This is a genomic window from Thermohalobaculum xanthum (assembly GCF_016623495.1).
Classification (GTDB): domain Bacteria; phylum Pseudomonadota; class Alphaproteobacteria; order Rhodobacterales; family Rhodobacteraceae; genus Thermohalobaculum; species Thermohalobaculum xanthum.
Genome location: NZ_JAEHHL010000001.1, coordinates 508,208 through 534,681 on the forward strand (window position 1 = coordinate 508,208; position 26,474 = coordinate 534,681).

General features: G+C 68.5%; 21 protein-coding genes and 1 tRNA gene. 18 read left to right on the top strand and 4 right to left on the bottom strand.

All coding sequences use genetic code 11. From position 1 onward, the window contains the following. Nucleotides 1-59 precede the first annotated feature (59 nt). Together H0I76_RS02370 and H0I76_RS02375 are read right to left on the bottom strand one after the other, a co-directional pair. Nucleotides 60-1,475, bottom strand: a complete 1,416-nt coding sequence (locus tag H0I76_RS02370; RefSeq protein WP_200606505.1) for a TolC family outer membrane protein — start codon at nt 1,473-1,475, stop codon at nt 60-62. Between the two features lie 84 nt (nt 1,476-1,559). Then, on the bottom strand, nt 1,560-2,213 hold the full coding sequence (locus H0I76_RS02375; protein WP_200606507.1) for a protein-L-isoaspartate O-methyltransferase family protein: 654 nt from the start codon (nt 2,211-2,213) through the stop codon (nt 1,560-1,562). A gap of 170 nt (nt 2,214-2,383) precedes the next feature. Here H0I76_RS02375 and H0I76_RS02380 point away from each other — a divergent pair. The 16 genes from H0I76_RS02380 (at nt 2,384) to H0I76_RS02455 (ending at nt 18,728) form a co-directional block, all read left to right on the top strand. After that, nucleotides 2,384-2,457: transfer RNA gene (locus H0I76_RS02380), tRNA-Cys, on the top strand. A gap of 293 nt (nt 2,458-2,750) precedes the next feature. Further along, a complete protein-coding gene (locus tag H0I76_RS02385) occupies nt 2,751-4,400 on the top strand; it encodes an ABC transporter substrate-binding protein (RefSeq protein ID WP_200606509.1) in 1,650 nt (549 codons plus the stop codon). 119 nt (nt 4,401-4,519) lie between these two features. Then, nucleotides 4,520-5,455 (top strand): ABC transporter permease, encoded by a 936-nt coding sequence (locus H0I76_RS02390; protein ID WP_200606511.1) that lies wholly within the window; start codon nt 4,520-4,522, stop codon nt 5,453-5,455. Between the two features lie 21 nt (nt 5,456-5,476). Continuing rightward, complete coding sequence (locus H0I76_RS02395) at nt 5,477-6,679, top strand: ABC transporter permease (protein WP_200606513.1); 1,203 nt, start codon at nt 5,477-5,479, stop codon at nt 6,677-6,679. Between the two features lie 10 nt (nt 6,680-6,689). Beyond that, nucleotides 6,690-8,762, top strand: coding sequence for a dipeptide ABC transporter ATP-binding protein (locus H0I76_RS02400; RefSeq protein ID WP_200606515.1), 2,073 nt, complete (start codon nt 6,690-6,692; stop codon nt 8,760-8,762). A gap of 75 nt (nt 8,763-8,837) precedes the next feature. After that, nucleotides 8,838-9,284, top strand: a complete 447-nt coding sequence (gene aroQ, locus H0I76_RS02405) for a type II 3-dehydroquinate dehydratase (RefSeq protein ID WP_200606517.1) — start codon at nt 8,838-8,840, stop codon at nt 9,282-9,284. 244 nt (nt 9,285-9,528) lie between these two features. Then, nucleotides 9,529-10,158, top strand: coding sequence for a TetR/AcrR family transcriptional regulator (locus H0I76_RS02410; protein WP_200606525.1), 630 nt, complete (start codon nt 9,529-9,531; stop codon nt 10,156-10,158). Beyond that, nucleotides 10,140-11,303, top strand: a complete 1,164-nt coding sequence (locus H0I76_RS02415; RefSeq protein ID WP_200606527.1) for an isovaleryl-CoA dehydrogenase — start codon at nt 10,140-10,142, stop codon at nt 11,301-11,303. The genes H0I76_RS02410 and H0I76_RS02415 overlap by 19 nt, the downstream gene beginning before the upstream one ends. Then, the gene (locus H0I76_RS02420) at nt 11,303-11,758 is read left to right on the top strand and encodes a hypothetical protein (protein WP_200606536.1); all 456 of its coding nucleotides are present in this window, start codon (nt 11,303-11,305) and stop codon (nt 11,756-11,758) included. Before H0I76_RS02415 ends, H0I76_RS02420 begins: the two co-directional genes overlap by 1 nt. 81 nt (nt 11,759-11,839) lie before the next feature. Further along, complete coding sequence (locus H0I76_RS02425) at nt 11,840-13,441, top strand: carboxyl transferase domain-containing protein (protein ID WP_200606538.1); 1,602 nt, start codon at nt 11,840-11,842, stop codon at nt 13,439-13,441. Nucleotides 13,442-13,444: 3 nt separating this feature from the next. After that, nucleotides 13,445-13,921 carry a thermonuclease family protein gene (locus H0I76_RS19650; RefSeq protein WP_200606546.1) on the top strand — a complete coding sequence of 159 codons (477 nt, stop codon included), beginning with the start codon at nt 13,445-13,447 and terminating at the stop codon, nt 13,919-13,921. Nucleotides 13,922-13,937: 16 nt separating this feature from the next. Then, nucleotides 13,938-14,453 carry an O-acetyl-ADP-ribose deacetylase gene (locus tag H0I76_RS02435; RefSeq protein ID WP_234455056.1) on the top strand — a complete coding sequence of 172 codons (516 nt, stop codon included), beginning with the start codon at nt 13,938-13,940 and terminating at the stop codon, nt 14,451-14,453. 1 nt (nt 14,454) lies between these two features. Further along, entirely contained in the window at nt 14,455-16,410 is a 1,956-nt protein-coding gene (locus tag H0I76_RS02440) for an acetyl/propionyl/methylcrotonyl-CoA carboxylase subunit alpha (RefSeq protein ID WP_200606548.1), read from the top strand. Next, complete coding sequence (locus H0I76_RS02445) at nt 16,407-17,285, top strand: hydroxymethylglutaryl-CoA lyase (RefSeq protein WP_200606550.1); 879 nt, start codon at nt 16,407-16,409, stop codon at nt 17,283-17,285. Before H0I76_RS02440 ends, H0I76_RS02445 begins: the two co-directional genes overlap by 4 nt. Continuing rightward, nucleotides 17,260-18,048, top strand: coding sequence for a crotonase/enoyl-CoA hydratase family protein (locus tag H0I76_RS02450; RefSeq protein ID WP_200607811.1), 789 nt, complete (start codon nt 17,260-17,262; stop codon nt 18,046-18,048). The genes H0I76_RS02445 and H0I76_RS02450 overlap by 26 nt, the downstream gene beginning before the upstream one ends. Continuing rightward, nucleotides 18,045-18,728, top strand: a complete 684-nt coding sequence (locus tag H0I76_RS02455; protein ID WP_200606552.1) for a hypothetical protein — start codon at nt 18,045-18,047, stop codon at nt 18,726-18,728. The genes H0I76_RS02450 and H0I76_RS02455 overlap by 4 nt, the downstream gene beginning before the upstream one ends. 4 nt (nt 18,729-18,732) lie before the next feature. On the opposite strand, the gene H0I76_RS02460 is transcribed toward H0I76_RS02455, so the two are convergent. After that, complete coding sequence (locus H0I76_RS02460; RefSeq protein ID WP_200606554.1) at nt 18,733-20,313, bottom strand: ArnT family glycosyltransferase; 1,581 nt, start codon at nt 20,311-20,313, stop codon at nt 18,733-18,735. A 144-nt stretch (nt 20,314-20,457) separates the two neighbouring features. On the opposite strand from H0I76_RS02460, the gene pepN reads away from it, so the two are divergent. Beyond that, nucleotides 20,458-23,079, top strand: coding sequence for an aminopeptidase N (pepN, locus tag H0I76_RS02465; RefSeq protein ID WP_200606556.1), 2,622 nt, complete (start codon nt 20,458-20,460; stop codon nt 23,077-23,079). A 186-nt stretch (nt 23,080-23,265) separates the two neighbouring features. Continuing rightward, complete coding sequence (locus H0I76_RS02470) at nt 23,266-24,771, top strand: MltF family protein (RefSeq protein WP_200606557.1); 1,506 nt, start codon at nt 23,266-23,268, stop codon at nt 24,769-24,771. Nucleotides 24,772-24,783: 12 nt separating this feature from the next. On the opposite strand, the gene H0I76_RS02475 is transcribed toward H0I76_RS02470, so the two are convergent. Next, entirely contained in the window at nt 24,784-26,415 is a 1,632-nt protein-coding gene (locus H0I76_RS02475) for a 5-guanidino-2-oxopentanoate decarboxylase (RefSeq protein ID WP_234455057.1), read from the bottom strand. Between the last annotated feature and the right edge of the window lie 59 nt (nt 26,416-26,474).

The following is a 26,474-nucleotide window of genomic DNA, read 5'->3' on the forward strand; positions in this document are numbered from 1 at the left end:
GACTGCCAGAGCGCCGGTGTACCGGCGTCATCCTGCTTACCCGTCGGCGCGGTCGCGGCTCAGGGATGCAGCTTGTATTGCCAGACTGTATCATCGGTCCGGTCGTATCCAAAATATCGATTGCGGACGGTCTGGTAGTAACTCTCGGTTTCGGGCTCGGTGGTCTTGAGCCCGAGGTGTTCGACGGTCAGCTTACCCATCGCGGCAAGCAACTGGTACGTCGCCACCGCCTCGTCGCGTTCGACAGCCACCAGGCGGACCCGAGCGTCGAGATACTCCTGCTCGGCGTCGAGCACGTCCAGCGTGGTCCGCGCACCGACCTTCGCTTCTTCCTGCACGCCCTCGAATGCCAGCTTTGCCGCGGCGATCTCGAGCTTGCTGTTCTGGATCGAGGCGCGCGCGACCTGAAGATCGGCCCACGAGACGCCCACGTTCTGAACCGCGAACCGTTCCGACGCCGTGATGTCGGCAACGGCGCGCTCGACATTCGCCTGCGCCTCGCGAACGTTCGAATAGTTGAACCCGCCCGAGTAGAACGGAACCGTGACCACGACGCCCGCCGAGGCTCCGGTCCTGTCGTTCTGGATCGACGAGTCGATATTCTCGACCTGGGCCGCCGACGCGACCAGCGAAACCTGCGGCAGCAGCGCCCCGATTGCGGCCCTGACGTCCGAGCCTGTCGCGTCGCGCTCGATCCGGGCGGCCAGGAGCTGCGGATCGTTCACGAGAGAGATGCCCACCGCGTCTGCAAGGTTCTCGGGCACCTTGGGCAAGGGCGGCGGCGGGGCGAGATCAACCGCCGGCGCGCCGACGATGCGCAGATACGCCTCGCGCGAGGCCGCCAGCGACCCGCGTGCAGCGGCAAGCTGCGACTGCGATGCGGCGAGACGCGCGCGCGCCTGCTCGACATCGGTGCGGGTCACCTCACCCACTTCGAAGCGCTCGTTCGCGGCGCGAAGCTGTTCGGTCAGCACGCGAATGTTGTTGATGCCGAGATCGACGAACGCAATGTCGCGGCGCACGTTGAAGAACGCCGTCGCCGCCTCGAGCAGAACCTGCTGCTCGGTCGCGATCAGCAGGGCTTCCTGCCCGCTGATGCGTTTCTCGGCCGCTTCGGTCGAGTTCTCGACCTGGCCGCCCGTGTAGATCGGCTGCACAACGTCGAGCGAAAGGACGAGCGGGAAGTAGCTGTCGTTCGCGCCGTCGAACACGTCACGCTGGAACTCGAAGCTTCCTGTCCCCGTCACGTTCACGCGACCGAATGAGCGCGCCTGAACCGCCAACTCCGACGATACCTTCACGTTGGCGCGCTGAGCCGCAATGTCCGGGTTCGACGTGTAGGCGCTGACAAGCGTATCGGAAAGCGTCTGCGCCTCGGCCCCGCCCGCACATGCAAGGGCCACGCTCGCCAGCAGCAGCCCGATCAGGTGACGCCGGGCCCGCACGGCATGAATACTCGTTTCAAGGCTCGACACGGTCGCCCCCGCTCCCATAACCGCCTCTTATGTTACGCCCCCACCGGGCACCACTCACGACACCCGGTGAAGCAGGCGAGCGCTTCAGAAGGCGAAACTTGCCTTGCGCTCGAATCCAGGCAGTACCGGGGCCGTCGCATCGAAAACATACCGTTCCGACAGCGCATTGCCAGCACGAGTTATCACGCGACACTGTCCCGCGGCACCATTCGTGAAGACCGCGACCAATCGGCCACCATCCTTGAGCTGATCGAGCAGCGCCTGCGGCAATTCTGACACACCTCCATTGATGAAGATGGCGTCGTAGGGGCCGTGCGCCGGATCGCCCGCCGTCGGGTCGCCCTGCACGGCGGCGGCGTTCATCACCTCCAGTTGATCGAGCAAGCCCTGCGCCGTGGCGGCAAGCTGCGCGTCGGGCTCGACGGCCACCACCGCCTCGGCCAGCCGGGCGAGCACCGCGGTCGAGTAGCCGGTGCCGGGCGCAAGGTCGAGCACGAGATCCTTCGGCCCGATCTCGGCGGCCTCGAGCATCTTGGCGAAGACGCGCGCCGTCATCAACATGCGGCCGGGCATCAGCGGGATCTCGGTCTCCGCATATGCGATCTCGCGCTTCGCGCGCGGCACGAAGATCTCGCGCGGCGCCCAGAGCATCGCCTCGATGATCGGGTAGCGGGTCACGTCGGAAGGCCGTACCTGGCAATCGACCATCGCCCTGCGCGCGTCCGCGAAGTCAGTCATCTCGTGATCCCGACTGTTGTTTGCCCGTTGTCCGGATCCATGTGCCACATCGCCTGAGGCTTCGCAACCGAGGGCAACGCGTCGCGGGGTCGCGCGGCCCTTGCGTTCAATTGCGCGGTTGTCTATGGATCGCATCGCACCGGCCGGCAACCGCCGTCGGACCGGCTTCTGGCGACGTGGCGGAGTGGTTACGCAGCGGACTGCAAATCCGTGTACGCCGGTTCGATTCCGGCCGTCGCCTCCAACCCCGATTTCTGATTTCCCAGGCTGCTTCGAAGCCCTCGCTGGCCCGGGCCTCGTGGCACCTCCGCCTATTGCCCGTTTCGGAAGAATTCCCGGGGACCGGCGGGCCATCACTCAGAATTGAAAAGGCGGGTGTCGGAGATGCGACAGAATATGTCGCTCAGACACCGCCGCGCGACCGCGGAATTCCACGAATACTCAGGCAGGCTCGGAAGATGAGGCTTGGCTGCCACTGGCATCGCGTGCTTAGCTGCCGGCAGACCCGAAAACGAAGCAACAGGGTTGGGAGATACCATGACCAAGATGATGATGACGGACCGCAGCCTGCACCCGATGGCCGAGGGTGTCGCGGCGCAGTTCCGTGACGGCAAGCTCAACCGTCGCGAGTATCTTGCGACGATGGCCGGCCTGGGCGTGACGATGGCCGGCGCCGCGACGCTGGGTGGCTTCACCCTGCCCGGCGCGGCCCATGCACAGGAGGCCGTCAAGAAGGGCGGCACCCTGCGCGTCGGCATGCTGGTGAAAGCCTTCAAGGATCCGCGCTCGTTCGACTGGTCCGAGCTCGGCAACGTCGCCCGCCAGTGCAACGACTACCTCGTGCGCTGGAACCGCGACTTCACGTTCTCGGGCCGCATTCTCGAGAGCTGGGAAATCTCGGACGACGCCAAGACCTACACGCTGAACGTCCGCAAGGGTCTCAAGTGGTCGAACGGCGACGAGTTGAACGCCGACGACGTCATTCACAACATCACGCGCTGGTGCGATGCGGCGGCCGAGGGCAACTCGATGGCTGCCCGCATGGGCCCGCTGGTCGACCCCGAGACCAAGCAGCTGCGCGAGGGCGGCGTCGAGCGTGTCGACGATCACACCATCAAGCTCAATCTGGCGACGCCGGACATCTCGCTCATCGTCGGGGCCGCCGATTACCCCGCGCTGGTGATGCATCGCAGCTATGAAGGTTCGACCGACCCGATGGAGGCGCTGGCCATCCACCTCGGCCCCTGCAAGCTGGTCGAGTACGAGACCAGCGTGCGCGCCGTGGTCGAGCGCGACGACGACGCCCCCGGCGTCTCGGGCTACCATCTCGACCGGGTCGAGTTCATCGACCTCGGCACCGACCCCACCGCCGAGATCGCCGCGTTCGAGGCCGAGGAAATCGACACCAGCTACGAGACCAAGGCCGACAGCCTGGCGCAGGTCGAGTCGCTGGGGCTCCCGATCTCCGAGATTTCGACGGGCGCGACCATCGTCATCCGCATGAACGTTGCGAACCCGCCCTATGACGATCAGCGGGTCCGCCAGGGCATCCAGGCCTCGGTGGACAACGAGGTCGTGCTGCAGCTTGGCATGAACGGTGCCGGTTCGGTCGCCGCGAACCACCACGTCGGCCCGATGCATATCGAGTATGCAGATATCGGCCCGGCGGTCCGCGACGTCGAGAAAGCCAAGGCGCTGCTGAGCGAGGCGGGGCATCTCGAGACCGAGTTCGAGCTCATCTCGATCGACGACGACTGGCGGCGGAACACGACCGACGCGGTGGCCGCCCAGATGCGCGACGCCGGGCTGAAGGTGAAGCGGACGGTCATTCCGGGTTCGACCTTCTGGAACGACTGGACGAAGTATCCCTTCTCCTCGACGAACTGGAACCCGCGTCCGCTGGGCGTGCAGGTGCTGAACCTCGCCTACAAGTCCGGCGCGGCCTGGAACGAGTCCGCCTATTCCAGCGAGGAGTTCGACACCCTCATCGAACAGGCGCTTGCGACGCCCGATGTCGAGGCGCGCCGCGAGATCATGGCGAAGCTCGAAGAGAACCTGCGCAACAGTGGGGTCATCATCCAGCCCTACTGGCGGAACGTCTATCGCGCCTACCGGGAAGGCGTGATGGGTGCCGACATGCACCAGGCCTTCGAGATGCATTTCGACCTCGTCTGGCTCGACGACTGAGCAAGGTCGTACGGGGTGGCCGCACCGGCCACCCCGCTTGATGCCTGAGCCCGGCACCGCCCCGTCGAGGGCGCGTGACTAGCTGTCAGCACTTGCCGGGCCCGTTGAAAGGGCTACCGATGCTGATGTTCATCCTTCGTCGGATCGGCACGATGCTGCTGACGATGCTGGCACTGACGTTCATCGTCTTCTACCTCGTCACCCTGCCCGGCAACCTCGAGAAGCTCGCCAAGACCGAAGGCGAGATGCGCATGACCGATGCCGAGGTGCAAGCCTGGCTCGACAAGGAAGGCTTCAATCGGCCCTTCCTGGTCCAGTACGGCGAATGGATCGGCAACACGGTCAGGGGCGACATGGGCTGGAGCCGGGTGTTCCGCAAGCCAGTGTCGGAGGTCATCGGCGAGCGCCTGGGCTATACCGGCATCCTGATGTTCTGGGTGATGGCGGTCATGGTGCCCGGTGCCCTCATAATAGGCGTGCTGGCAGGCATGAAGGAGGGGTCAACGCTCGATCGGACACTTACGGTCGGCTCGGTCGCGTCGACTTCGGCGCCAGAATACGTCACGGGCATCGTCTTCACGGTCATCTTTGCGAGTGCCCTCGGCTGGTTCAAGGGCATCGCCTCGACGCGGTCGATCACGTTCGAGAACTTCACCTTGCCGGTGATGACGATGGCCATCTACGGCATGGGCTACATCGCCCGCATGACACGCGCCTCGATGGCCGAAGTCATGACCTCGCAATACATCCGAACGGCCAGGCTCAAGGGATTGAGCTTCCGCTCGGTGGTGCTGAAGCACGCGCTCAGAAACGCGCTCATCGCACCGTTTACCGTCATCATGCTCCAGTTCCCCTGGCTGCTGACAGGTGTCGTCGTTGTCGAGACGATGTTCAACTACAAGGGGTTCGGCTTCGCGCTGGTCGAGGCGGCGGGCAACAACGACATCAACCTGCTGCTGGCGATCTCGTGGGTCGCCGTGATCGTCGTGCTGCTGACCCAGCTGATCTCGGACATCGGCTACGCCTATCTCAACCCGCGCATCCGCGTAAGCTGAGCCAGGACGGGGGAAAACGACATGGTAGAAACCATCGGCACGGGCGAGATCATCATACAGTCCATCGCGCGGTTCTGGCCCACATGGATCGCGATGGCGGTGACCATGATCGGCGGCTACTTCATCCGCGAACAACTGGGGATCTTCGGCCGGCTCTATGGCTCGCGCATCGGCATGGTCGGGCTGGGGCTGGTGCTGTTCTGGATATTCACGGCGGTCTTTGCAAACCAGATCGCGCCCCTCGGTCCCCTCGACCAGTCCTTCACGTTCGGCATGAAGAAGGCTCTGCCCGGCACGATCGACAGCGAGAGCGGGATCGTCTTCCTCTGGGGCGGGGACAACCTCGCCCGCGACATCTTCAGCCGGGTCGTCTATGGCAGCGCGATCGTGCTGGTGATCGCCCCCGCGGCGACGCTCATCGCCTATATGGTCGGCTCGACCCTCGGCCTTCCGGCCGGCTACTACACGGGCACGATCGACATGGTGATGTCGTTCCTCGCGAACCTCGTGCTCGCCTTCCCCGTGATCCTGCTGTTCTACCTGCTCGTGACCCCCGAGGTGAACCAGCCGGTTCCGCTCAACCTCGGCATCGTCACCCTGCCCTGGTCGATCCCGATCGGGATGGCAGCGTTCTTCTTCATCTTCCCGATCCTGTTTCTCAGCCTGATGTGGTTCACCAAGTACGAGAAGAACACCACCAAGCTCACGCTCTATCTCGCGGTGACGCTGGTGGTGGGGCTGTGGCTCTATTCGGGGCTGGTGTTCAATGCGGACCCCTTCGGAATGGTCGGCATGGCGCCAAACGAGCTCAACATCTTCGCGGCCGTGATCCTCGGCTCGTCGCCGGGCGTCTTCCGCATCGTCCGCGGCCTGACCATGGACATCAAGACACGCGACTATGTTGCCGCCGCCCAGACGCGGGGCGAGCGGCCCTGGTACATCATGCTGTGGGAGATCCTGCCCAACGCCCGCGGGCCTCTGATCGTCGATTTCTGCCTGCGCATCGGCTACACGACGATCCTGCTCGGAACCCTCGGCTTCTTCGGCCTCGGCCTCCAGCCGGAGAGCCCCGACTGGGGTTCGATGATCAACCATGGCCGTGCGTTCGTCCGGCTGGCGGACACTGCGCATATCGCCCTGTTCCCCGCAGTCGCGCTGATGAGCCTGGTTCTCGGGCTCAATCTGCTGGCCGATGGCCTGCGCGAAGAAGCCCTGAAGGATTGAGGAGGACCTGATGACCGAGCCCATCCTCGAGATCGAAGACCTCAATATCTCCTTCTATACCCGCAAGGGCGAGATCCCCGCGGTGATGGACTTCTCGATGACCGTCATGCCGGGCGAGACCATGGGCCTCGTCGGCGAGTCGGGATGCGGCAAGTCCACCGTGTCGCTGGGGATCATGCGCTACCTCGGCAACAACGGCCGCATCAAATCGGGCAAGATCAAGTTCAAGGGCCGCGACATGGCCGAGATGTCGGACGAGGAGCTGCGCGAGCTCCGCGGCTCCGCGATCTCGATGGTCTACCAGGAGCCGATGGCCTCGCTGAACCCCGCCATGAAGATCGGCCGTCAGCTGACCGAAGTGCTGACGGTCCACGAGGGGATGCCCGAGGCCGAGGCAGCCCAGCGTGCCGCCGAGATGCTCGACGCCGTGCGCCTGCCCGACCCCGACCGCATCATGGGCGCCTATCCCCACCAGCTATCGGGGGGCCAGCAGCAGCGCGTCGTCATCTCGATGGCGTTGCTCTCGCGGCCGTCGCTGCTGCTGCTCGACGAGCCGACGACGGCGCTCGACGTCACCGTCGAGGCGGGGATCGTCGACCTCATCAAGGACCTCGCCCGCGAGATGGGCACCTCAATGATCTTCGTGAGCCACAATCTGGGCCTGATCCTCGAGACCTGCGACCGGATCACGGTGATGTATTCGGGCGAGGCGGTCGAGGAAGGCGATATCGACACCGTCTTCAACCGCATGCGCCACCCATACACTCAAGGGCTGCTGCGATCGATCCCGGTGCCGGGGGCGGACAAGTATGCCCGGCCGCTGGTCGCCATCCCGGGCCAGCTTCCCCTGCCCCATGAACGGCCGCGGGGGTGCAACTTCGGGCCCCGCTGCTCGCAATTCGTGTCGGGCGTCTGCGATGTCCACGACATCAAGATGCATCACGTCGGCGAGCCGGGCGAGCGGCATCGCTCGCGCTGCGAGCGGATCGACGACATCGACTGGGGCGCGCCTATCGATGCCGGAAAGATCGAGGAAGCGATCGAGCCCGGCGACATCGTCCTCAAAGTCGATCATCTCAAGAAGCACTACGCCGTCTCGACCGGCATGTTCGGCGGTGGCGACACCCGCACCGTGAAGGCCAACGAGGAGATCACCTTCGACGCCCGCGAGGCCGAGACGGTGGCCATCGTGGGCGAGTCGGGATGCGGCAAGTCGACCTTCGCCAAGGTCCTCATGGGTCTCGAGACCGCCACGGGCGGCGAGATCCGCCTCGGCAATCTCGAACTGGGCGCCATTCCGGTCGAGAAGCGCGGCCCGCAGGTCGTCAGCCAGGTCCAGATGGTCTTCCAGAACCCCTTCGACACGCTGAACCCGTCGATGACGATCGGCGACCAGATCGTCCGGGTGCTCCAGCAGTTCGAGGTCGGCGAGAGCGATCGCGAGCGCGAGGAGCGGATGCTGGAGCTGCTCGACCTGGTGAAGCTGCCGCGCGAGTTCGCCAAGCGAAAGCCGCGTCAGCTTTCGGGCGGCCAAAAGCAGCGCATCGGCATTGCCCGCGCCTTCGCGGGCCGGCCCAAGCTGGTGGTGGCGGACGAGCCGGTCTCGGCGCTCGACGTGTCGGTCCAGGCGGCGGTCACGAAGCTCTTGACGGACATCCAGCGCGAGAGCCGCACGACGATGCTGTTCATCAGCCACGACCTTGGCGTGGTGCGCTACCTGTCGGACCGGGTCGTCGTGATGTATCTGGGCCGAATCATGGAGCAGGGCCGGACCGAGGACATTTTCGCGCCGCCCTACCATCCCTACACCGAGGCGCTGCTGTCGGCCGTGCCGATCGCCGACACCCATGTGAAGAAGCGCCACATCGTGCTCGAGGGCGAGTTGCCGTCGCCGCTCAACCCGCTGCCGGGCTGCCCGTTCCAGACGCGCTGCCAGTACATGATGCCGGGGGTCTGCGACAAGGAACTGCCGATCCGTGACATGGGTAACGGCCACCGCATCGCCTGCCACCTGTCGATGGAAGAGCTCAACGCCATGGAGCCGGTGATCATCGTCGAGGACGCGCCCACCGCGGCCGAGTAACCCCGGCCGCGTTGCGCAGGGCGCCCGCCGCGTGTATCCACGTGCGCGGGCGTGTCGCTTACCCGAAAGACCCCGATGGAACGCACGATCTTTCTTCTGAACGGCCCGAACCTGAACCTTCTGGGCCAGCGCGAGCCCGAGATCTATGGCCGCGAGACGCTGGCCGACCTGGAAGCCCGGGCACGGGCGCGCGCGACGACTCACGGCCTGCGCCTCGAGTTCCGCCAGACCAATTCGGAAGGCGAGCTGGTGAGCTGGATTCACGAGGCGCGGACGGACGGCGCCGCGCTGATCCTGAATGCGGCGGGCTACACGCATACCTCGGTGGCAGTGCTCGACGCGCTCAAAACGCTCGAGATCCCGGTGATCGAGCTGCACCTCTCGAACCCCCACCGGCGCGAGGCGTTCAGGCATCATTCCTACGTCTCGCTCGCCGCGACCGCGGTGATCGCGGGTCTGGGACCACTGGGCTACGAGCTCTCGGTCGACGCCGCGGCCGGCCTGATCGCGGCCAGGGCTTGAAAGCGCGAGGCTTTCACATGTGAAAGAGCATGTTTATAGCATATATTTCATTGATTTAAGATTTTTTGTTCATACTCTCTAAACTCTTCCCGAGGCCCGCAGATAACCTGCGGGCGGGCCGAAGGCGCCGGGGCGTTTGACGATTTCGGCGTCTCGTTCCTTTCCGCTTGAAATGAACGATCGTTCAATTAAACTGCCGCATCAAAGCAATTTGTTCCCATAACGACCGACAGGGGCGAGGGGCATGGCGCGCCGCGCAGGGTCAGACGGCATCCGCACCGAGGCGGCGATCCGCGAAGCCGCGTTGCGGCTGATCGCGCGCCACGGCTACGAGGCGATGTCGATGCGCCGCCTGGCCGAGGAGATCGGCCTCGGCGCCGCTGCGCTCTACCGTTATTTCCCGACCAAGCAGGCGCTGTTGTTCGATCTTCTTCGGGCCCACATGGAGGAGCTGCTGGAGGCCTGGGGACGCGCCCGGCTCGCGGCCCCTGCCCCGGCGATCGACCGGCTCGAGCGCTTCACCCGCTTCCATATCCGCCACCACCTACCGCGCCCGGACGGCGTGTTCCTGAGCTACATGGAACTGCGCAGCCTCACGCCCGAGAACTTCGCGGCGATCGAGGGAATGCGCCGCAGCTACGAACAGGGGCTGATCGAGATTCTCGAGGACGGGCAAAGGGATGGCACGCTCGACTGCATCCGGCCGCGGCTTGCGGCGCGCGCGGTGATCGCGTCGCTCACCGGCATCACCACTTGGTATCGCGCGAAGGGTCCACTGAGCCCGCGCGAGATCGAAGACACCTACTGGAACATGATCGCCCGCATGTGCGGCGCGACCAAGACGGAGAGAGCGACATGTTCAACGCCGGCATGAGCTTCGGCCTGACCGAGGAGATCGAGGCGCTGCGCGAGGCGGTGCACCGTTTCGCGCAGGAGCGGATCGCCCCCCTCGCCGCCGAGATCGACCGCACCAACGAGTTCCCGCCGCATCTTTGGCGCGAGATGGGCGAGATGGGGCTTCTGGGCATCACCGTGCCCGAGGAGCTGGGCGGCGCCGGGATGGGATACCTGGCCCACGTCATCGCGGTCGAGGAGATCAGCCGCGCCTCGGCCTCGGTCGGCCTGAGCTATGGCGCGCATTCGAACCTGTGCGTCAACCAGATCAAGCTGAACGGCACGCCCGAGCAGCGCGCGAAGTACCTGCCCGGGCTGATCTCGGGCGAACATGTCGGCGCGCTGGCAATGTCCGAGCCGGGCGCCGGGTCCGATGTCGTCTCGATGCGGCTGCGGGCCGAGAAGCGCAATGACCGCTACGTGCTGAACGGGAACAAGTTCTGGATCACCAACGGGCCCGACGCCGACACGCTGGTGGTCTACGCCAAGACGGACCCCGACGCCGGCCCGCGCGGCATCACCGCCTTCCTGGTCGAGAAGGGGATGACAGGCTTCTCGACCGCGCAGAAGCTGGACAAGCTGGGGATGCGCGGCTCGAACACCTGCGAGCTGGTCTTCGAGGAATGCGAGATCCCCTTCGAGAACGTGCTGGGCCGCGAGGGCGAAGGCGTCAAGGTGCTGATGTCGGGGCTCGACTTCGAGCGCGTGGTTCTGTCGGGCGGGCCCCTGGGGATCATGGCCGCCTGCATGGACGTGGTGATGCCCTATGTGCACGAGCGCAAGCAGTTCGGCCAGCCGATCGGCGAGTTCCAGCTGATGCAGGGCAAGATCGCCGACATGTACACGGCGATGAACGCCTCGCGCGCCTATGTCTACGCCGTGGGCGCGGCCTGCGACGCGGGCCGCACCACGCGCCAGGACGCGGCGGGCTGCCTGCTCTATTCGTCCGAGCGCGCGGTGTCGCTGGCGCTCGAGGCGATCCAGGCGCTGGGCGGCAACGGCTACATCAACGACTACCCGACCGGGCGCCTGCTGCGCGACGCCAAGCTCTACGAGATCGGCGCCGGCACGCAGGAGATCCGCCGCATGCTGATCGGGCGCGAGCTGTTCAAGGAAACCGCCTGATGCGCCTGGCGCTGCCCCTTGCTGCCGCGCTTGCGATGCTTGCTGCCCCGCAGGCGCAGGCAGCGCCGGCCGAGTGGGCAGCATGCAGCGCCGCGGCGGGGACGATGCGCGAGTTGCGCCGCTGCGGCACGGCGCGCGAGGACATCGCGGGCTGCGAGATCCGGCGTCCGGGCGAGCCGCTGGACGCGCCCGTGCAGTGCCTCGACGCCGCGGCAGCCGCGTGGACGGCGATCGCCGCCGCCGAGGACCGTGCGCTCGGGCCCCGCGAGGGGCGCGCCGACACCGACAGCTGGCTCGCGGCGCGCGCTGAATTGTGTCGTGACCCCGTCGAGATGGAACGCGCTGCCGCATTGAGCGACGAGCTGCAGGCACGTTTCGACGCGGCAAAATGCGAGCTCAACCAGGCGGTTCGCCGCGCGATCGACAGCGCCGCCCTGCGCCGGGGGCTGCGATGACACCCGATACCGCCATCCTGCCGAAACGCGACGGCGGAATAACCCTGCGTCCTCACGCCTATCTCAACAGCGGGACCTGACATGAGCGTTCTTCACTCGCGGGTCTCGGCCCGCTCCGAGGCCTTTGCCGCAAACGCCCGCGCGATGCAGGAGGCGCTGGCGACCGTGCGCGCCGCCGCCGAGACCGCGCTTGCCGGCGGCGGCCCCGAGGCCACCGCGCGCCACACCGCGCGCGGCAAGCTGAGCCCACGCGAGCGGGTCGAGCGGCTCGTGGATCCCGGCTCGCCCTTCCTGGAGGTCGGGCTCTTCGCCGCGCATGGCATGTATGACGGCGAAGCCCCGGCCGCGGGCATGATCGCCGGGATCGGCCGGGTGCGCGGGCGCGAGGTGATGGTGGTCGCGAACGACGCGACCGTGAAGGGAGGAAGCTACTTCCCCGTCACGGTGAAGAAGCACCTGCGCGCGCAGGAGATCGCCGCGCAGAACCGCCTGCCCTGCATCTATCTGGTCGACTCTGGCGGCGCGAACCTGCCGCGGCAGGACGAGGTGTTTCCCGACCGCGACCATTTCGGGCGGATCTTCTTCAACCAGGCGCGGATGTCCGCGGCCGGCATCGCCCAGATCGCGGTGGTGATGGGGTCGTGCACCGCGGGCGGCGCCTATGTCCCCGCGATGTCGGACGAGACCATCATCGTCGGCAACCAGGGCACGATCTTCCTGGCGGGCCCGCCGCTGGTGAAGGCCGCGACCGGCGAGGTGGTCACGGCCGAGGACCTGGGCGGAGGCGACGTGCACACGCGCCTGTCGGGTGTCGCCGACACGCTGGCCGAGGATGACGCCCACGCGCTGGCGCTGGCGCGCCGGGCGGTCGGGCATCTGGGCGCCGGCGGCCATGCGGGGCTGCCCGGGGGGGACGCGCCGCTCTACGATCCCGCCGAGCTGCACGGCATCCTGCCGCCCGACACGCGCATCCCCTTCGACGTGCGCGAGGTGATCGCGCGGCTGGTGGACGGCTCACGCCTCGACGAGTTCAAGCGCCGCTTCGGCGAGACGCTGGTCTGCGGCTTCGCCGAGATCGAGGGCCAGCCGGTGGGCATCATCGCCAACAACGGCATCCTCTATTCGGAGAGCGCGGTGAAGGGCGCGCACTTCGTCGAGCTGTGCTGCCAGCGGCGCATTCCGCTGCTGTTCCTGCAGAACATCACCGGCTTCATGGTCGGGCGGAAATACGAGAGCGAGGGCATCGCGCGCCACGGCGCCAAGCTGGTGACGGCGGTGGCCTGCGCCGAGGTGCCCAAGCTCACGCTGATCATCGGCGGCAGCTTCGGCGCCGGGAACTACGGCATGTGCGGACGGGCCTATTCGCCGCGCTTCCTGTGGAGCTGGCCGAACTCGCGCATCTCGGTGATGGGCGGCTTCCAGGCCGCCGGGGTGCTGGCGACGCTGCGCCGCGAGGGCATCGAGCGCAAGGGCGGGGCCTGGAGTCCCGAGGAGGAGGACGAGTTCAAGCGCCCGATCATCGAGCAGTTCGAGCACCAGGGCCATCCGCTCTACGCCTCGGCGCGGCTGTGGGACGACGGCATCCTCGACCCCGCCAAGACGCGCGAGGCGCTGGCGCTCTCGCTTTCCGCGGCGCTCAACGCGCCGATCCCGGAGACACGCTTCGGCGTGTTCCGGATGTGAGGCGTGTCATGGCGACCCAAGGCAAGGCTGGGCCGGGGCGGCCGGCGAACGCGCAGCCCCTGGCGGACGGTCGTGATCCTCGCCGTGCTGGCCGCGGGCGCGATCGCGCTGCTGGAGGCGGGCGCCGAGGCGCTGCCCGATGGGCGCTGCCGGGTGGTCTGGGTGACCGACGGCGACACAGTGCGGGCGATCTGCCCGGGGCGTCCGGGCGGCTCGGTTCGGCTGACGGGCTTCGACACGCCCGAGGTTTTCTCGCCGGGCTGCGTCTCGGAATGGGTGCTGGGAACCCGTGCGACCGGGCTGCTGACCTGGAGGATCCTGCGGGCCGGCGAGGTGCGCCTGACGCTGTCGGGCCGCGACCGCTATGGGCGGCACCTGGGGCGGCTCACGCTCGATGGCCAAGACGTCGCCGGGATCATGATCGAGGCCGGCCTCGCGCGGCCCTATTCGGGCGGCAGGCGCGAGAGCTGGTGCGGCTGAACGGGAGGAACGCGCCATGACACGCATGACGGTCCACACCGGCGACATCACGGAACTGATGGTCGACGCCATCGTCAACGCCGCGAACGAGAGCCTCGCGCCCGGCGGCGGCGTCTGCGGCGCCATCCACCGTGCGGCTGGGCCCGAACTGGCCGCCGAATGCGCCGCGATCGGCCCCTGCGCCACGGGCGACGCGGTGATCACAGACGGCTACGCCCTGGCGCCGACGCGCATCATCCACGCGGTGGGCCCGGTCTGGCACGGCGGCGAGCAAGGCGAGGCAGCGCTGCTGGCGCTGGCCTATGCCCGATCGCTGCAGCTCGCGGCCCAGAAGGGCTGCCGGACGGTGGCCTTTCCCGCGATCTCGACCGGCATCTACGGCTTTCCCGCCGAACAGGCGGCAAAGATCGCGGTCAACTCGGTGGCGGGCGTGCTCGTTGCCGAGCCGCGCATCCGTCAGGTGATCTTCTGCTGTTTCTCGGAGGACAGCGCGGCCCTTCATCAGGCCGAGCTCGATGCCCTAAAGGACTGAGATGTTCAGGAAAATCCTCATCGCCAATCGCGGCGAGATCGCCGTCCGCATCGCCCGCACCGCCCGTGCCATGGGCATCGCGACCGTCGCCGTGCATTCGGACGCCGATGCCGATGCCCAGCATGTGCTGGCCTGCGACGAGGCCGTTCGCATCGGCCCCGCCCCCGTGGCTGAAAGCTACCTCAAGGCCGAGCGCATCCTGGCCGCCGCGCGCGACACCGGCGCCGAGGCGATCCACCCCGGCTATGGCTTCCTGTCCGAGAACCCCGGTTTCGCCGAGGCCGTCGAGGCCGCGGGGCTGGTGTTCATCGGCCCGCCCGCCTCGGCCATCCGGGCGATGGGGCTCAAGGACGCCTCGAAGCGGCTGATGGAGGATGCGGGCGTTCCCGTCACCCCCGGCTATCACGGCGACGACCAGGACCCCGCCTTCCTGGCCGAGCAGGCCGCGAGGATCGGCTTCCCCGTGCTGATCAAGGCGGCGGCGGGCGGCGGCGGCAAGGGCATGCGCCGCGTCGACGACCCCGCGCAATTCGCCGAGGCGCTGGCGCGGGCGAAGTCCGAGGCGGCGTCCTCGTTCGGCAACGAGACCGTCCTGATCGAGAAGTACATCCTCAATCCGCGGCATATCGAGGTCCAGGTCTTCGCCGACGCGCATGGCAACATCGTGCATCTCTACGAGCGCGACTGCTCGGCCCAGCGCCGCCACCAGAAGGTGATCGAGGAGGCCCCTGCCCCCGGCATGACGCCCGAGGTTCGCGCCGCCATGACGCGCGCCGCGACGCGCGCGGCCGAGGCCGTGGGCTATCGCGGCGCGGGCACGGTCGAGTTCATCGTCGATGGCTCGGGCGCGCTCAGGCCCGACGGGTTCTGGTTCATGGAGATGAACACCCGCCTGCAGGTCGAACACCCCGTCACCGAGGCGGTGACCGGCCTCGACCTGGTCGAGTGGCAACTGCGCGTCGCCGCGGGCGAGCCCCTGCCGCTGGCGCAGGACCAGATCCCGCTGAACGGCCATGCCGTCGAGGCGCGGATCTATGCCGAGGATCCTGCCCGCGATTTCATGCCGCAGACGGGCCGGCTTTCGATGCTGCGTTTCCCCGGCGGCGCCCGTGTCGACACGGGCGTAGCCGAGGGCGACACGGTGACCCCGCATTACGACCCGATGATCGCCAAGGTGATCACCGCGGCGCCCGACCGTGCCGGGGCGTTCGGGCAACTCGCCGATGCGCTGGCCGCGACCGAGGCGCGGGGCTGCGTGACCAATATCGCCTTCCTCGGCGCGCTGGCGACCGATGAGGACATGCTGGCAGGCCGGATCGACACCGGGCTGATTGCGCGCCGGATCGACCCGCTGACCGCGCGGCCCGAGGCCGGTGCCCTGGACCTTGGCATCGCGGCAGCCGCGATCACCGGGATGATGGCGCCGCGGCAGATGACCGGCTGGCGCGCCTGGGGACCGGGGCGCAGCTTCGTCATCATGACGGCGGGCGACGAGCGTCTGACGGTCGCGCTGACACCCGAGGATGGCGGCCTGCGAGCCGAGACGCCGCTGGGCGCGGTCGGCTTCCGGCTCTCGCCGCTGGGCGGGACGCTGTGGCAGGTCACCAGCGGCGAGGGTACGCGGCGCGTGCATGTTCATCTGGCCGATGAGGTCGTGACGCTGGCCTCGGCCGGCCGCAGGCTGACCTTCGCGCGCGACAATCCGCTGGTCAGCGGCTCGGAGGACCCGGGCGGCGGCGACCACATCGCTGCCCCCCTACCGGGCCTTGTCAAATCGGTCGCGGTCGCGCCGGGCGACACGGTGACCGCGGGCCAGGCGGTGGCAGTGATGGAGGCCATGAAAATGGAGCACACGCTGCTGGCGCCGCGCGACGGGACCGTGGCCGAGGTCGCCGCGAAGGCGGGCGAGCAGGTGGCGGAGGGGGCGCTGCTGATCGCGCTCGAGCCCGCGTCGTGACCGACATCACCATCGTCGAGGTCGGGCCGCGCGACGGCCTCCAGAACGAGGCGCGACCGATTTCGGCCGCCGCCAAGATCGAACTGATCGACCGGCTCTCGGCCTGCGGGTTCAAGCGGATCGAGGCGGCCAGCTTCGTTTCGCCCAAATGGGTGCCGCAGATGGCTGATGGCGCCGCGGTCATGGAGGGGATCTCGCGGCGGCCCGGCACGGTCTATTCGGCGCTGACGCCGAACCTGAAGGGCTACGAAGCCGCGCGCGCCGCGGGTGCCGACGAGGTCGCGATCTTCGGCGCGGCCTCCGAGACCTTCAGCCAGCGCAACATCAATGCCTCGATCGCCGAGAGCCTCGAACGTTTCCGCCCGGTGGCCGAGGCGGCGAAGGCCGATGGGATTCCGGTACGCGGTTATGTGTCGTGCATCGTGGTCTGCCCGTACGAGGGTGCGATCGCGCCCGACGCCGTCGCGCGGGTGACCGCGGCGCTGTTCGAGATGGGCTGCCACGAGGTCTCGCTGGGCGACACGGTCGGGCGCGGCACGCCAACGAGTATCGGCGCGATGCTGGAGGCCGTTCTGGATGTTGCCCCGGCCTCGCGGCTGGCAGGGCATTACCACGACACCAATGGCCGCGCGCTCGAGAGCGTCGCCGTCTCGGTCGCGCAGGGGCTGCAGGTTTTCGACAGCGCCATCGGCGGTCTTGGCGGCTGTCCCTACGCGCCGGGAGCCAAGGGAAACCTCTCGACCACGAAATTGGCGAATTGGTGTGCCGAAAATGGCCACAGAACAGGCCTCGACATGGAGAGGCTGAAACAAGCAGAGAACTTCGTGGCGGATCTCAGACGTGACCTCGATGCCTTTCCAGACGATCCGGCTTGAGTGCGACGCGCGCGGCGTCGCAACGCTCACGCTTGCCAGGACCGACAAGCACAATTCCCTGGACGCCCAGATGATCGCCGAGTTGGCCGAGGTTGCGCGGCAGATCGCGGCGGATGCGGCGATCCGCGTGGTGGTGCTGACGGGCGCGGGCGAGAGCTTCTGCGCGGGCGGCGATCTTGGCTGGATGCGCCAGCAGATGGAGGCCGACCGCACCACCCGCATCGCTGAGGCGCTGACCCTCGCGCGCATGCTCAAGGCGCTCAACGACCTGCCCAAGCCGCTGATCGGCCGGATCAACGGACAGGCCTATGGCGGCGGCATCGGGATGATTTCGGTCTGCGATGCGTCGGTTGCCGCCGAGGGGGCGAAGTTCGGGCTGACCGAGGTGCGACTGGGGCTGATCCCTGCGACGATCTCGCCCTATGTCGTCGCCCGCCTGACGCCGCCGAGGGCACGCGAGGTCTTCTTTTCGGGCCGCATCTTCGACGCGGCCGAGGCGCTGCGGATCGGCCTCGTGACGCGCGCGGTCGCGCCCGAGGGGCTCGACGCGGCGGTCGAGGCCGAGGTGGCGCCCTACCTGTCGGCGGCGCCGGGCGCGGTCGCCGCGTCGAAGGCGCTGGTGCGCCGGTTCTCGCCGCCCATCGGCGAGGCGGAGCTCGAGGCGACGGCGAAGGCGCTGGCCGATCAGTGGGAAACGAGCGAGGCCGACGAGGGCATCAGCGCCTTCTTCGCGCGCCGCGCACCGGGATGGAGGCCGGCATGACGGGGACGCTTCGGCTCGCCGCCCTGGTCCTGGGGCTCGGGACTGCCCTGCCCGGCATGGCCCAGGTGGATACCTTGTCGGATGCTGCGGCCGCGGCGGCGGCCGGAGAATGCACACGCGCCGCGCCGCTCTACGAGGCGGTCCTGGCCGAACCGGCGGCGGGGCTTCGCAAGATCGAGGCGGGCCAGGGCCTGGCGCTTTGTCTTGCGGACGGGGCCGAGCCGTGGCGTGCGCGCGAAATCATGGCCGAGCTGCTGCCCGTCGTGCTCAAACAGTTTGGCCCGGCCAGCGGCGGGCTTGCGCGCCACCACGCGATCTGGGCCGAGGTCGAGCTGCGCGCCGGCGCGCTCAACGTGGCGTGGCGGCGGTCCGAGGCGGCGATCGGCGCGCTGCGGGCGGCGGGACAGCTCGATCCCTTCGAATATTCGGCCGAGATCTACCGCCTGGCTGCGATTCAGTCGAAGCGCGGCGAGGGTGACGCCTTCCTGGCATTCCTGGACGCCGAGGTCGGCCGCGCCGGAAGCGCGCAATGGGCGGCGCCCGGTGACGGCGAGCTGTTCGGCGAGGTGATCGGCACCCCGCCGGGGTCCGGCGCGCCCGAGGCGCTGCGGCTCTGGGCGCGTGGCGGGCTCGAGGAGCTCGACCCGCGCCCCATCTACCTCGACCTGGTCGCCCCCTGACGCCTCAGGGGGCCGCGTAGCCGCGGAAACCCTGCAAGAACCAGAGCTGGTAGGGCGCCTCGCGGTCGGAATGGGTCGGGAAGGTGCCCGCGTCGATCTCGTAGGCTTCGTCGAACGCGCTCACGATGTTCTCGGCGCCCCCGTGGATCGCCAGCAGCATGCTGCGCGAATCCCCCGGCCGCAGGGTCGCGACAAGTTCGTGATGGTTCTGCGGGTTGAGAAGCGGGTTCCAGACCGCGATGTCATCCCAGGTGAGCCCGCCTTCGAACATGCACTCGGACAAACGGCGGCGGTCGTTCGAGAGCAGCACCTGCGCGCCCTCCTCGGCCATCGCGCCGAGGGCCAGGGCGCAGAACGGTTCGGACATCCGCATCTTCTTGAAGGGATCGGCGAAACGCGGCAGATCGAGCGGCATCGTGGCATAGGCCAGCGCCAGCCCGACCACGGCGACAAGCGCCGCCGCGCCGATCGCCAGCTGCGCCTTGAGGCCGCGCCACCAGCCTGCATCGACCAGCAGGCGCGCGGCGATGATCGAGCCCGCGACATAGGCCGGCGCGGCCCAGTTCGGCTGCGCGCGCGTGACGAAGCTGAGCGCGATCATGCCAACCAGCAGCGGATAGCACTGCCAGGCCAGCAGCCGCATGCGCCAGTCGTCCCGCCAGCTGCCGAGCCGCCAGAGGGCGAGCAGGAGCGCGGCGAAGAAGACCGGCCCGATCACGCCAAGCTGTGCGCCGGTGAACTCGGCCAGCTTGCCCGGGTTGAAGTAGCCCCGGCCGGGATTGGCGTCCTCAGCCACATGGGTGACAGTGGCAAAGCCGTTGGCCGCGTTCCAGAGCAGGTTCGGCGCGAAGACCGCCAGGCCCACGGCAACTGCGATCGCCGTGCCGCGCAGGTCGCGCTCGCGCGCCGAGAAGAGCCCGTAGCCCAGCGCGCCGGCGGCGAAGGCGAGCATCGTGTACTTCGCCAGCATGCCCAGGCCGAAGGCGACGCCCACGGCGGCCCACCAGCGCGCATCCCCGGTCTCGCCCGCACGGACCAGCGCGTAGAGCCCGCCGGCAAGTGCGACCATAACGACGGGATCGGTCGACATGATCATCGCCGAGACGCCGACGCCGGGCGCAAGGCTGTAGCCCGCCGCCGCCCAGAAGCCCACGCGGCCGTCGAAGAGCCGCGCGCCCACCGCGAAGATGCCAAGCGCGATCAGGGCATGGGCGAGCGGGCTGGCAAAGCGAAGCCAGAACAGCGTGTCGCCGCCCAGGTCTGTCGCGATGCGGATGACGAACCCGACGAGAGGCGGCTTGGAGAAATAGCCCCAGGCGAGCTCCTGGCCATAGGCCCAGTATTGCGCCTCGTCGAAATGCACCGGGATCAGCGCAAGCGCGTTGATCGCGAGATGGAGGGCAAGGAGCGCCGCGATCAGAGCAAAGGTTCGCAGCCGCCACGGACCGACAGGCTGCGCGGCACCCGACTTGCCAGCGTTTGAGGCGCGGCGTCCGCGTGCCTTGCCCTGCCCCGAGGCCGACCCGCGCGTTCCGCCGCCGCTAGCGGCGCGCACCCGTTTGTCCCTTGCCGCTCGCGTCGTCATCGCATGCCTCTGCCCTGCCCGCTTCGGTTCCGGCGGCTTTTTCGCGCGCCCCTTCTAACGGATGCGCCGTGGTCACGGAAGGGGCTGGGAACCGCGGCGCCGAGCCGCTATCTCAGTCGGGCCAGCGACAAGGAGACAGAGCAGATGCGCACGGACACCGCGACCGGAGCCGACCGCAAGATCCGCCTTGCAGACTACCGGCCGCCCGCATGGATGATCGAGCAGGTCAGGCTCGATTTCGACCTGGCACCGCGAGCGACCCGGGTGCGGGCGCGCATCGCTTTCCGGCGCAACTCGCAGGCCGAAGGCGCGCGGCCCGATCTGAGGCTCGACGGCCGGCGGCTGACCTTCGTCGGGGCCAGCATCGACGGCGCGCCGCTGGACCAGCAGGCGCTGAGCTTCGACGCCGAGGGGCTGACCGTGCCCGCAGCCGCCCTGCCCGGCGACAGCTTTACCTGGGAATGCGAGACCGAGATCGACCCCGAGACCAATACCGAGCTCGAGGGCCTCTACCTGTCGCGCAACATGTTCTGCACGCAATGCGAGGCCGAGGGCTTCCGCAAGATAACCTACTATCCCGACCGCCCCGACGTGATGGCCCCCTTCACCGTGCGGATCGAGGCGGCCGCGGCCGACTATCCGGTCCTGCTGTCCAACGGCAACCCGGGCGCCACCGGCGGTCTTCCCGGCGGGCGCCATTTTGCCGAATGGCACGATCCGCATCCCAAGCCTGCCTACCTTTTTGCCCTCGTCGCAGGCGAACTGGTCGCCCACGAGGACCGCTTCACCACGGCCTCGGGCCGCGAGGTCGAACTGCGCGTCTGGGTCCGCCCCGGCGACGAGGACAAGTGCGCCTACGCCATGGATGCGCTCAAGCGCTCGATGCGCTGGGACGAGACGGCCTATGGCCGGGAGTACGATCTCGACGTCTTCCAGATCGTGGCGGTCGACGACTTCAACATGGGGGCGATGGAGAACAAGGGGCTCAACATCTTCAACTCGAAGTACGTGCTCGCGAGCCCCGAGACCGCGACGGATGCGGATTACGAGCGCATCGAGTCGATCGTCGCGCACGAGTATTTCCACAACTGGACCGGCAACCGCATCACCTGCCGAGACTGGTTCCAGCTGTGCCTGAAGGAGGGGCTCACGGTTTTCCGCGACCAGTGCTTCACCGGTGACGAGCGCTCGGAGCCGGTCAAGCGCATCGACGACGTGAAGCTGCTGCGCGCGCGCCAGTTCCGCGAGGACCAGGGGCCGCTGGCCCATCCGGTGCGGCCCGAGGAATACATCGAGATCAACAACTTCTACACCGCGACCGTCTACGAGAAGGGCGCCGAGGTGATCCGGATGCTGCGCACCCTGGTGGGCGAGGACGGATACCGCAAAGCGCTGGACCTCTATTTCGAGCGCCATGACGGCGAGGCCTGCACCATCGAGCAGTTCCGCCAGTGCTTCGAGGATGCCACGGGCCGTGACCTGTCGGATTTCGCGCGCTGGTGGAGCCAGGCGGGCACGCCGCGGCTGTCGATGTCCGAGGACTGGGACGGCGGGACCTACACGCTGACCTTGCGCCAGCAAACCCCGCCCACGCCGGGACAGGACAGCAAGGCGCCGCTTGTGATCCCGGTCGCGACCGGGTTGATCGGCCCCGATGGTGCCGAACTGGTGCCGACGCGGGTGCTGGAGCTGCGCGAGGCGGAACAGGCGTTCCGCTTCGAGGGGTTGCCGGCACGGCCGGTGGCCTCGGTGCTGCGCGGCTTCTCGGCGCCGGTGACGCTGGAGAGGCAGCTCGACGACGCGACGCGTGCCTTCCTGCTGGCGCATGACATCGATCCCTTCAACCGCTGGCAAGCCGGGCGCGATTACGCGGTGGCGATCGCGCTTCGGCTGATCGCGGGGGGCACGATCCCGAACGCCTGGGCCGAGGCGCTGGGCCGCCTGCTGGCCGATGACAGCCTCGATCCGGCCTTCCGGGCATTGGCGCTCGAGTTGCCGGGCGAGGACGAGATGGCCGGCGAGGTGGTGACGCGGGGCGGCCTTGCGGATCCCGATGCCATCCACGAGGCGCTGCGCGCGATGCGTGCCCATCTCGGCGGCGCACTGGGCGAGGCGCTGGCCACGCTTCGGGCGCGGATGGCGGTGACGGGCCCCTATTCGCCGGATGCAGGCGCCGCGGGGCGCCGGGCGCTCGCGAACCGCTGCCTTGCGCTGATGCTGGCCGCCGACACGCCCGAGGCGCATCGCGCGGCCGAGGCGCAGTTCGACGCGGCCGACAACATGACCGACCGGATCGCCGCGCTTGCTGTGCTGGTTCACGCCGACGCGCCCGGCGCGACACCGCGGCTGGACGCGTTCCTGAAGGCGTGGGAGCACGACCCGCTGGTGCTGGACAAGTGGCTCACGGTGCAGGCGACGGCGCCGCTGAAGGACGCCGCGGCGCGGGTCGAGGCGCTGACGGGTCATTCGGCCTTCGAATGGAAGAACCCCAACCGGTTCCGTGCGCTGATCGGAAGCTTTGCTGTCGGCAACGCGGTGGGCTTCCACGCGGCGGATGGCGCGGGCTACAGGCTGGTCGCCGACTGGCTCCTGCGCCTCGACCCGGTGAACCCCCAGACGACCGCGCGCGTCGCGGGATGCTTCGAGACATGGCGGCGCTACGAGCCGGGCCGCCAGGCGCTGATGCGCGCCGAGCTCGAACGGATCGCCGCGGCGCCCGCGCTGTCGAGGAATACCCGCGAGATCGTCGAGCGCATCTTGGGCTGAGGCGCGGCGCGCGGCGTCGCGGACAGAATCGACCACTGCCCGAAGCGCCCTTCGGCGCAGTGGTGCGCGCCCGCGAAATCTGTCATGGTTTCAGGCTTCTGAAGCCACGAGTCGCCGTCTGACGCGAAGCCGACTCAACCAGCGGAACGCAGCGGATCCGGCGGTCGTCGAGGGAGCGCCTGGATCATGCCTGAGGATTCGCCATTTCCCCTCGTCACGCGCCGGCGGGCGCTGGGCCTCCTGTCGGCCGCGACCGCCCTGCCCGGGATCGCGCTTGCCCAGTCGGGCGTCCTGAAGGACGGCGAGGACATTGCCACGGCGCTAGCCGATGACGAGCTCGTCGCCGCCGTGGCCGAGCCCTGGACCGGCGACCTAAACGGCATCGTCGAGCGCGGCTTCCTGCGGCTCGGCACCGGCATGGACCCGGTGCTTTTCCGCTACGAGCATGCCGACCGGGGCCGGACGATCGAGCAGCGCGGCCTCATCGTCGAGGCGGCGGCCGAGCTCGAGGCCGCGCTGCGCAAGAAGCTGGGCAAGCCCGCACGCGACCTGACGATGCTCATCGCGCCGGTTGCGCGCGACCGTCTGATCCCGGGTCTGCTCGAGGGCCGGGTCGACGCCGTGGCGGCGATGCTGACCATCACGCCCGAGCGCGCCGCCGTGGTCGCCTTCACCGACCCCACCATCGAGGAGGTCGACGAGATCGTGGTGACCGGGCCGAAGGCGCCCGAGATCACCTCGGTCGACGACCTCGTCGGCACGGGCGTGTTCCTGCGCAAGTCGAGCAGCTATCACGAGCATGTCATCGCGCTGAACGCCGAGCGCGAGGCCAAGGGGCTCGCGCCGATCCCGGTGACTGCGGTCGACGAGAACCTTGAGGATCCCGACATCCTCGAGCTGGTGAGCGCGGGAACCTTCCCGCTCGCGATCTTCGATAGCCACATGGCGCCGCTCTACGCCAAGGTCTTTGGCGATCTCACAGTGCGCGACGACATCGCGGTCGCCCGCGGCGGCAAGATCGCGATGGCCGTGCGGCCCGACGCGCCCGAACTGCTGGCCGCGCTGAACGAGATCGTGCCCCGGTTCCGCAAGGGAACGCTGCTCGGCAACACGCTGCGCAAGCGCCACCTCGAGGACAGCGAGCGGCTGAAGAACGCGATGGAGCCCGAGGCGCAGGAGCGTTTTCGCGAGACCATCGGCATCATTGCGAAATACGCCGATCAGTACGACTTCGACCGGATCCTGATCGCGGCCCAGGGCTTCCAGGAATCGCGGCTCGACCAGTCCAAGCGCAGCCGCGCCGGCGCCGTCGGCATCATGCAGGTGATGCCGCAGACGGCGCGCGACCCGAATGTCGGGGTCCGCGACATCCACCTTGCCGAGCCCAATGTCGAAGCCGGGGTGAAGTACCTGCGCTTCGTGCGCGACCGATACTTCAGCGACCCAGCGATGACGCCCCTCGACCAGGCGCTCTTCTCGTTCGCGGCCTACAATGCGGGGCCCGGCAACATCTCGAAGGCGCGACGAAAGGCCGAGAAGATGGGCCTCGACCCCAACCGATGGTTCGGCCATGTCGAGATCGCGACCGCACGCAGCGTCAGCCGCGAGCCGGTGATCTACGTGCGCAACATCCTGAAGTACTACGCCAGCTACAAGGTCTTCGCGGCCGGCCAGCTGCGCCAGGACGGCTGAGGAGGGCAGCCCTCAGCCGCCCAGCACCATCGCCTCGTCGAGCTCGATCACGGTCGGCCCCGGGGTGCGCGCCGCGTCGGCCAGGATGCCGGTCAGCGCCCCGACCGACTCGAGCCTGACCGCCGCGGCGCCATAGGCCCGGGCGATCGCGAGGAAATCAGGCGTCACGAGGTCGACACCCACACGCGTCACCTTGGCCGCATCCATGTAGCGCGCGATCTCGCCATATCCGCGGTTGTTCCAGACGATCAGGATCACCGGCAGCCCGGCCTCGACGGCGAGCCCAAGTTCGGTGAGCGTGAACTGGACCCCGCCATCGCCGGCGAGGCAGACCACGGGACCGTCGATTGCGCGCGCGGCACCGATCGCCGCGGGCAGCCCGTAGCCCAGCGCGCCGTAGCCGGTCGCCGCATTGAACCAGAGCCGCGGCCGCGGCAGCCCGTGCAGCAGGTTGCCCGCATAGATCGCGTTGGTGGAATCGCCCACCAGCGGCGCCTCGGGCAGCGCAGCACGCACCGTGTCGAGAAAATCGACGCAGGCGCGATATTTCGGCCCGATCTCCTCGGTCGCGGCCTGCATCGTGGCGGCCGCGCGCGCCGCCCCGGCCCCTGCCGCCGCCTGCGCCGAGGGCGGGCCGAGGCGGGCAAGCAGCGCGCCCGCCGCGTCGCCGGCATCGCCCACCATCGCGATGGCGGGCGGCGCGCCCCGATGAAGCTGGGCCGCGTCGATGTCGACGCGGATCAGGCGCCCCGGCACCGAGAAGTCGCCGTGGTCGTACATGTCGAAATCGGTGCGGCCGATTTCCGTCCCGAGCGCAATCACGACATCGGATTCCGCGACCAGCGCGCGCACCGCCTCGAGCGACGGGCTGGCCGAAACGGCCAGCGGATCGCCGCCTGGCAAGAGGCCGCGAGCATTCGCGGTCATCACCACGGGGGCGTCGAGCCGCCGGGCGAGATCGGCGATGGCGCCCGACCCGCCCACAGCACCGCCGCCGGCGATGATGAGCGGGCGCGTGGCCGCGGCCAGCCATTCGGCGGCGCGGTCGCATGCGGCACCCGACGCCGCGGGGGCTGCCACCGGCACGGGGCGCTGCAGCTCGGCGGCGGGAACCCGCTGGCCGAACAGGTCGCGGGGGATCTCGATGTGGACCGGTCCGGGACGCGCGCCCTCGAACACCGCGAGGGCGCGGGCGAGCACGGCCGGCAGCTGGCCGGGATCGCTGAGCCGATGGCTGAAGACCGCCGCATGCTCGGTCATCCCGCGCGAATCGTGAACCTCGTGGAGGTCGCCCTCACCCAGGTCCAACACGGGCCGGGCGTTGACCGCCGAGACCACGAGCATCGGCACGCTGTCGGCTTTCGCCTGCGCCATCGGGGTCAGCATGTTGGTGAGACCGGGCCCGGTGATGACAAAGACCGCCGCAACGCGGCCCGATGCGCGGGCATAGCCGTCTGCGGCGAAGCCTGCGCCCTGCTCGTGGCGCGGGGTGAGGTGGCGCACCGGGCTCTGGCCAAGGCCGCGATACATCTCGATCGTGTGGACGCCCGGGATCCCGAAGACGGTGTCGATCCCCAGCAATTCGAGCCAGGCCACCAACCTTTCGCCCAAGGTCTCCTCGGGTCGTATCATCCGATCGCGCATCGCGCCTGCTCCCCCTGTCGTATCGTCGGACGACCCTCGACGAGCGCGCGGCTGGAAGC

Excerpts from the sequence above, each read along its gene's own strand:
- H0I76_RS02375 (WP_200606507.1), bottom strand. The coding sequence starts at position 2,213 with ATGACTGACTTCGCGGACGCGCGCAGGGCGATGGTCGATTGCCAGGTA.
- H0I76_RS02385 (WP_200606509.1), top strand. The coding sequence starts at position 2,751 with ATGACCAAGATGATGATGACGGACCGCAGCCTGCACCCGATGGCCGAG.
- H0I76_RS02390 (WP_200606511.1), top strand. The coding sequence starts at position 4,520 with ATGCTGATGTTCATCCTTCGTCGGATCGGCACGATGCTGCTGACGATG.
- H0I76_RS02395 (WP_200606513.1), top strand. The coding sequence starts at position 5,477 with ATGGTAGAAACCATCGGCACGGGCGAGATCATCATACAGTCCATCGCG.
- H0I76_RS02400 (WP_200606515.1), top strand. The coding sequence starts at position 6,690 with ATGACCGAGCCCATCCTCGAGATCGAAGACCTCAATATCTCCTTCTAT.
- aroQ (WP_200606517.1), top strand. The coding sequence starts at position 8,838 with ATGGAACGCACGATCTTTCTTCTGAACGGCCCGAACCTGAACCTTCTG.
- H0I76_RS02410 (WP_200606525.1), top strand. The coding sequence starts at position 9,529 with ATGGCGCGCCGCGCAGGGTCAGACGGCATCCGCACCGAGGCGGCGATC.
- H0I76_RS02415 (WP_200606527.1), top strand. The coding sequence starts at position 10,140 with ATGTTCAACGCCGGCATGAGCTTCGGCCTGACCGAGGAGATCGAGGCG.
- H0I76_RS02420 (WP_200606536.1), top strand. The coding sequence starts at position 11,303 with ATGCGCCTGGCGCTGCCCCTTGCTGCCGCGCTTGCGATGCTTGCTGCC.
- H0I76_RS02425 (WP_200606538.1), top strand. The coding sequence starts at position 11,840 with ATGAGCGTTCTTCACTCGCGGGTCTCGGCCCGCTCCGAGGCCTTTGCC.
- H0I76_RS02435 (WP_234455056.1), top strand. The coding sequence starts at position 13,938 with ATGACACGCATGACGGTCCACACCGGCGACATCACGGAACTGATGGTC.
- H0I76_RS02440 (WP_200606548.1), top strand. The coding sequence starts at position 14,455 with ATGTTCAGGAAAATCCTCATCGCCAATCGCGGCGAGATCGCCGTCCGC.
- H0I76_RS02450 (WP_200607811.1), top strand. The coding sequence starts at position 17,260 with ATGCCTTTCCAGACGATCCGGCTTGAGTGCGACGCGCGCGGCGTCGCA.
- H0I76_RS02455 (WP_200606552.1), top strand. The coding sequence starts at position 18,045 with ATGACGGGGACGCTTCGGCTCGCCGCCCTGGTCCTGGGGCTCGGGACT.
- H0I76_RS02460 (WP_200606554.1), bottom strand. The coding sequence starts at position 20,313 with ATGACGACGCGAGCGGCAAGGGACAAACGGGTGCGCGCCGCTAGCGGC.
- pepN (WP_200606556.1), top strand. The coding sequence starts at position 20,458 with ATGCGCACGGACACCGCGACCGGAGCCGACCGCAAGATCCGCCTTGCA.
- H0I76_RS02470 (WP_200606557.1), top strand. The coding sequence starts at position 23,266 with ATGCCTGAGGATTCGCCATTTCCCCTCGTCACGCGCCGGCGGGCGCTG.
- H0I76_RS02475 (WP_234455057.1), bottom strand. The coding sequence starts at position 26,415 with ATGCGCGATCGGATGATACGACCCGAGGAGACCTTGGGCGAAAGGTTG.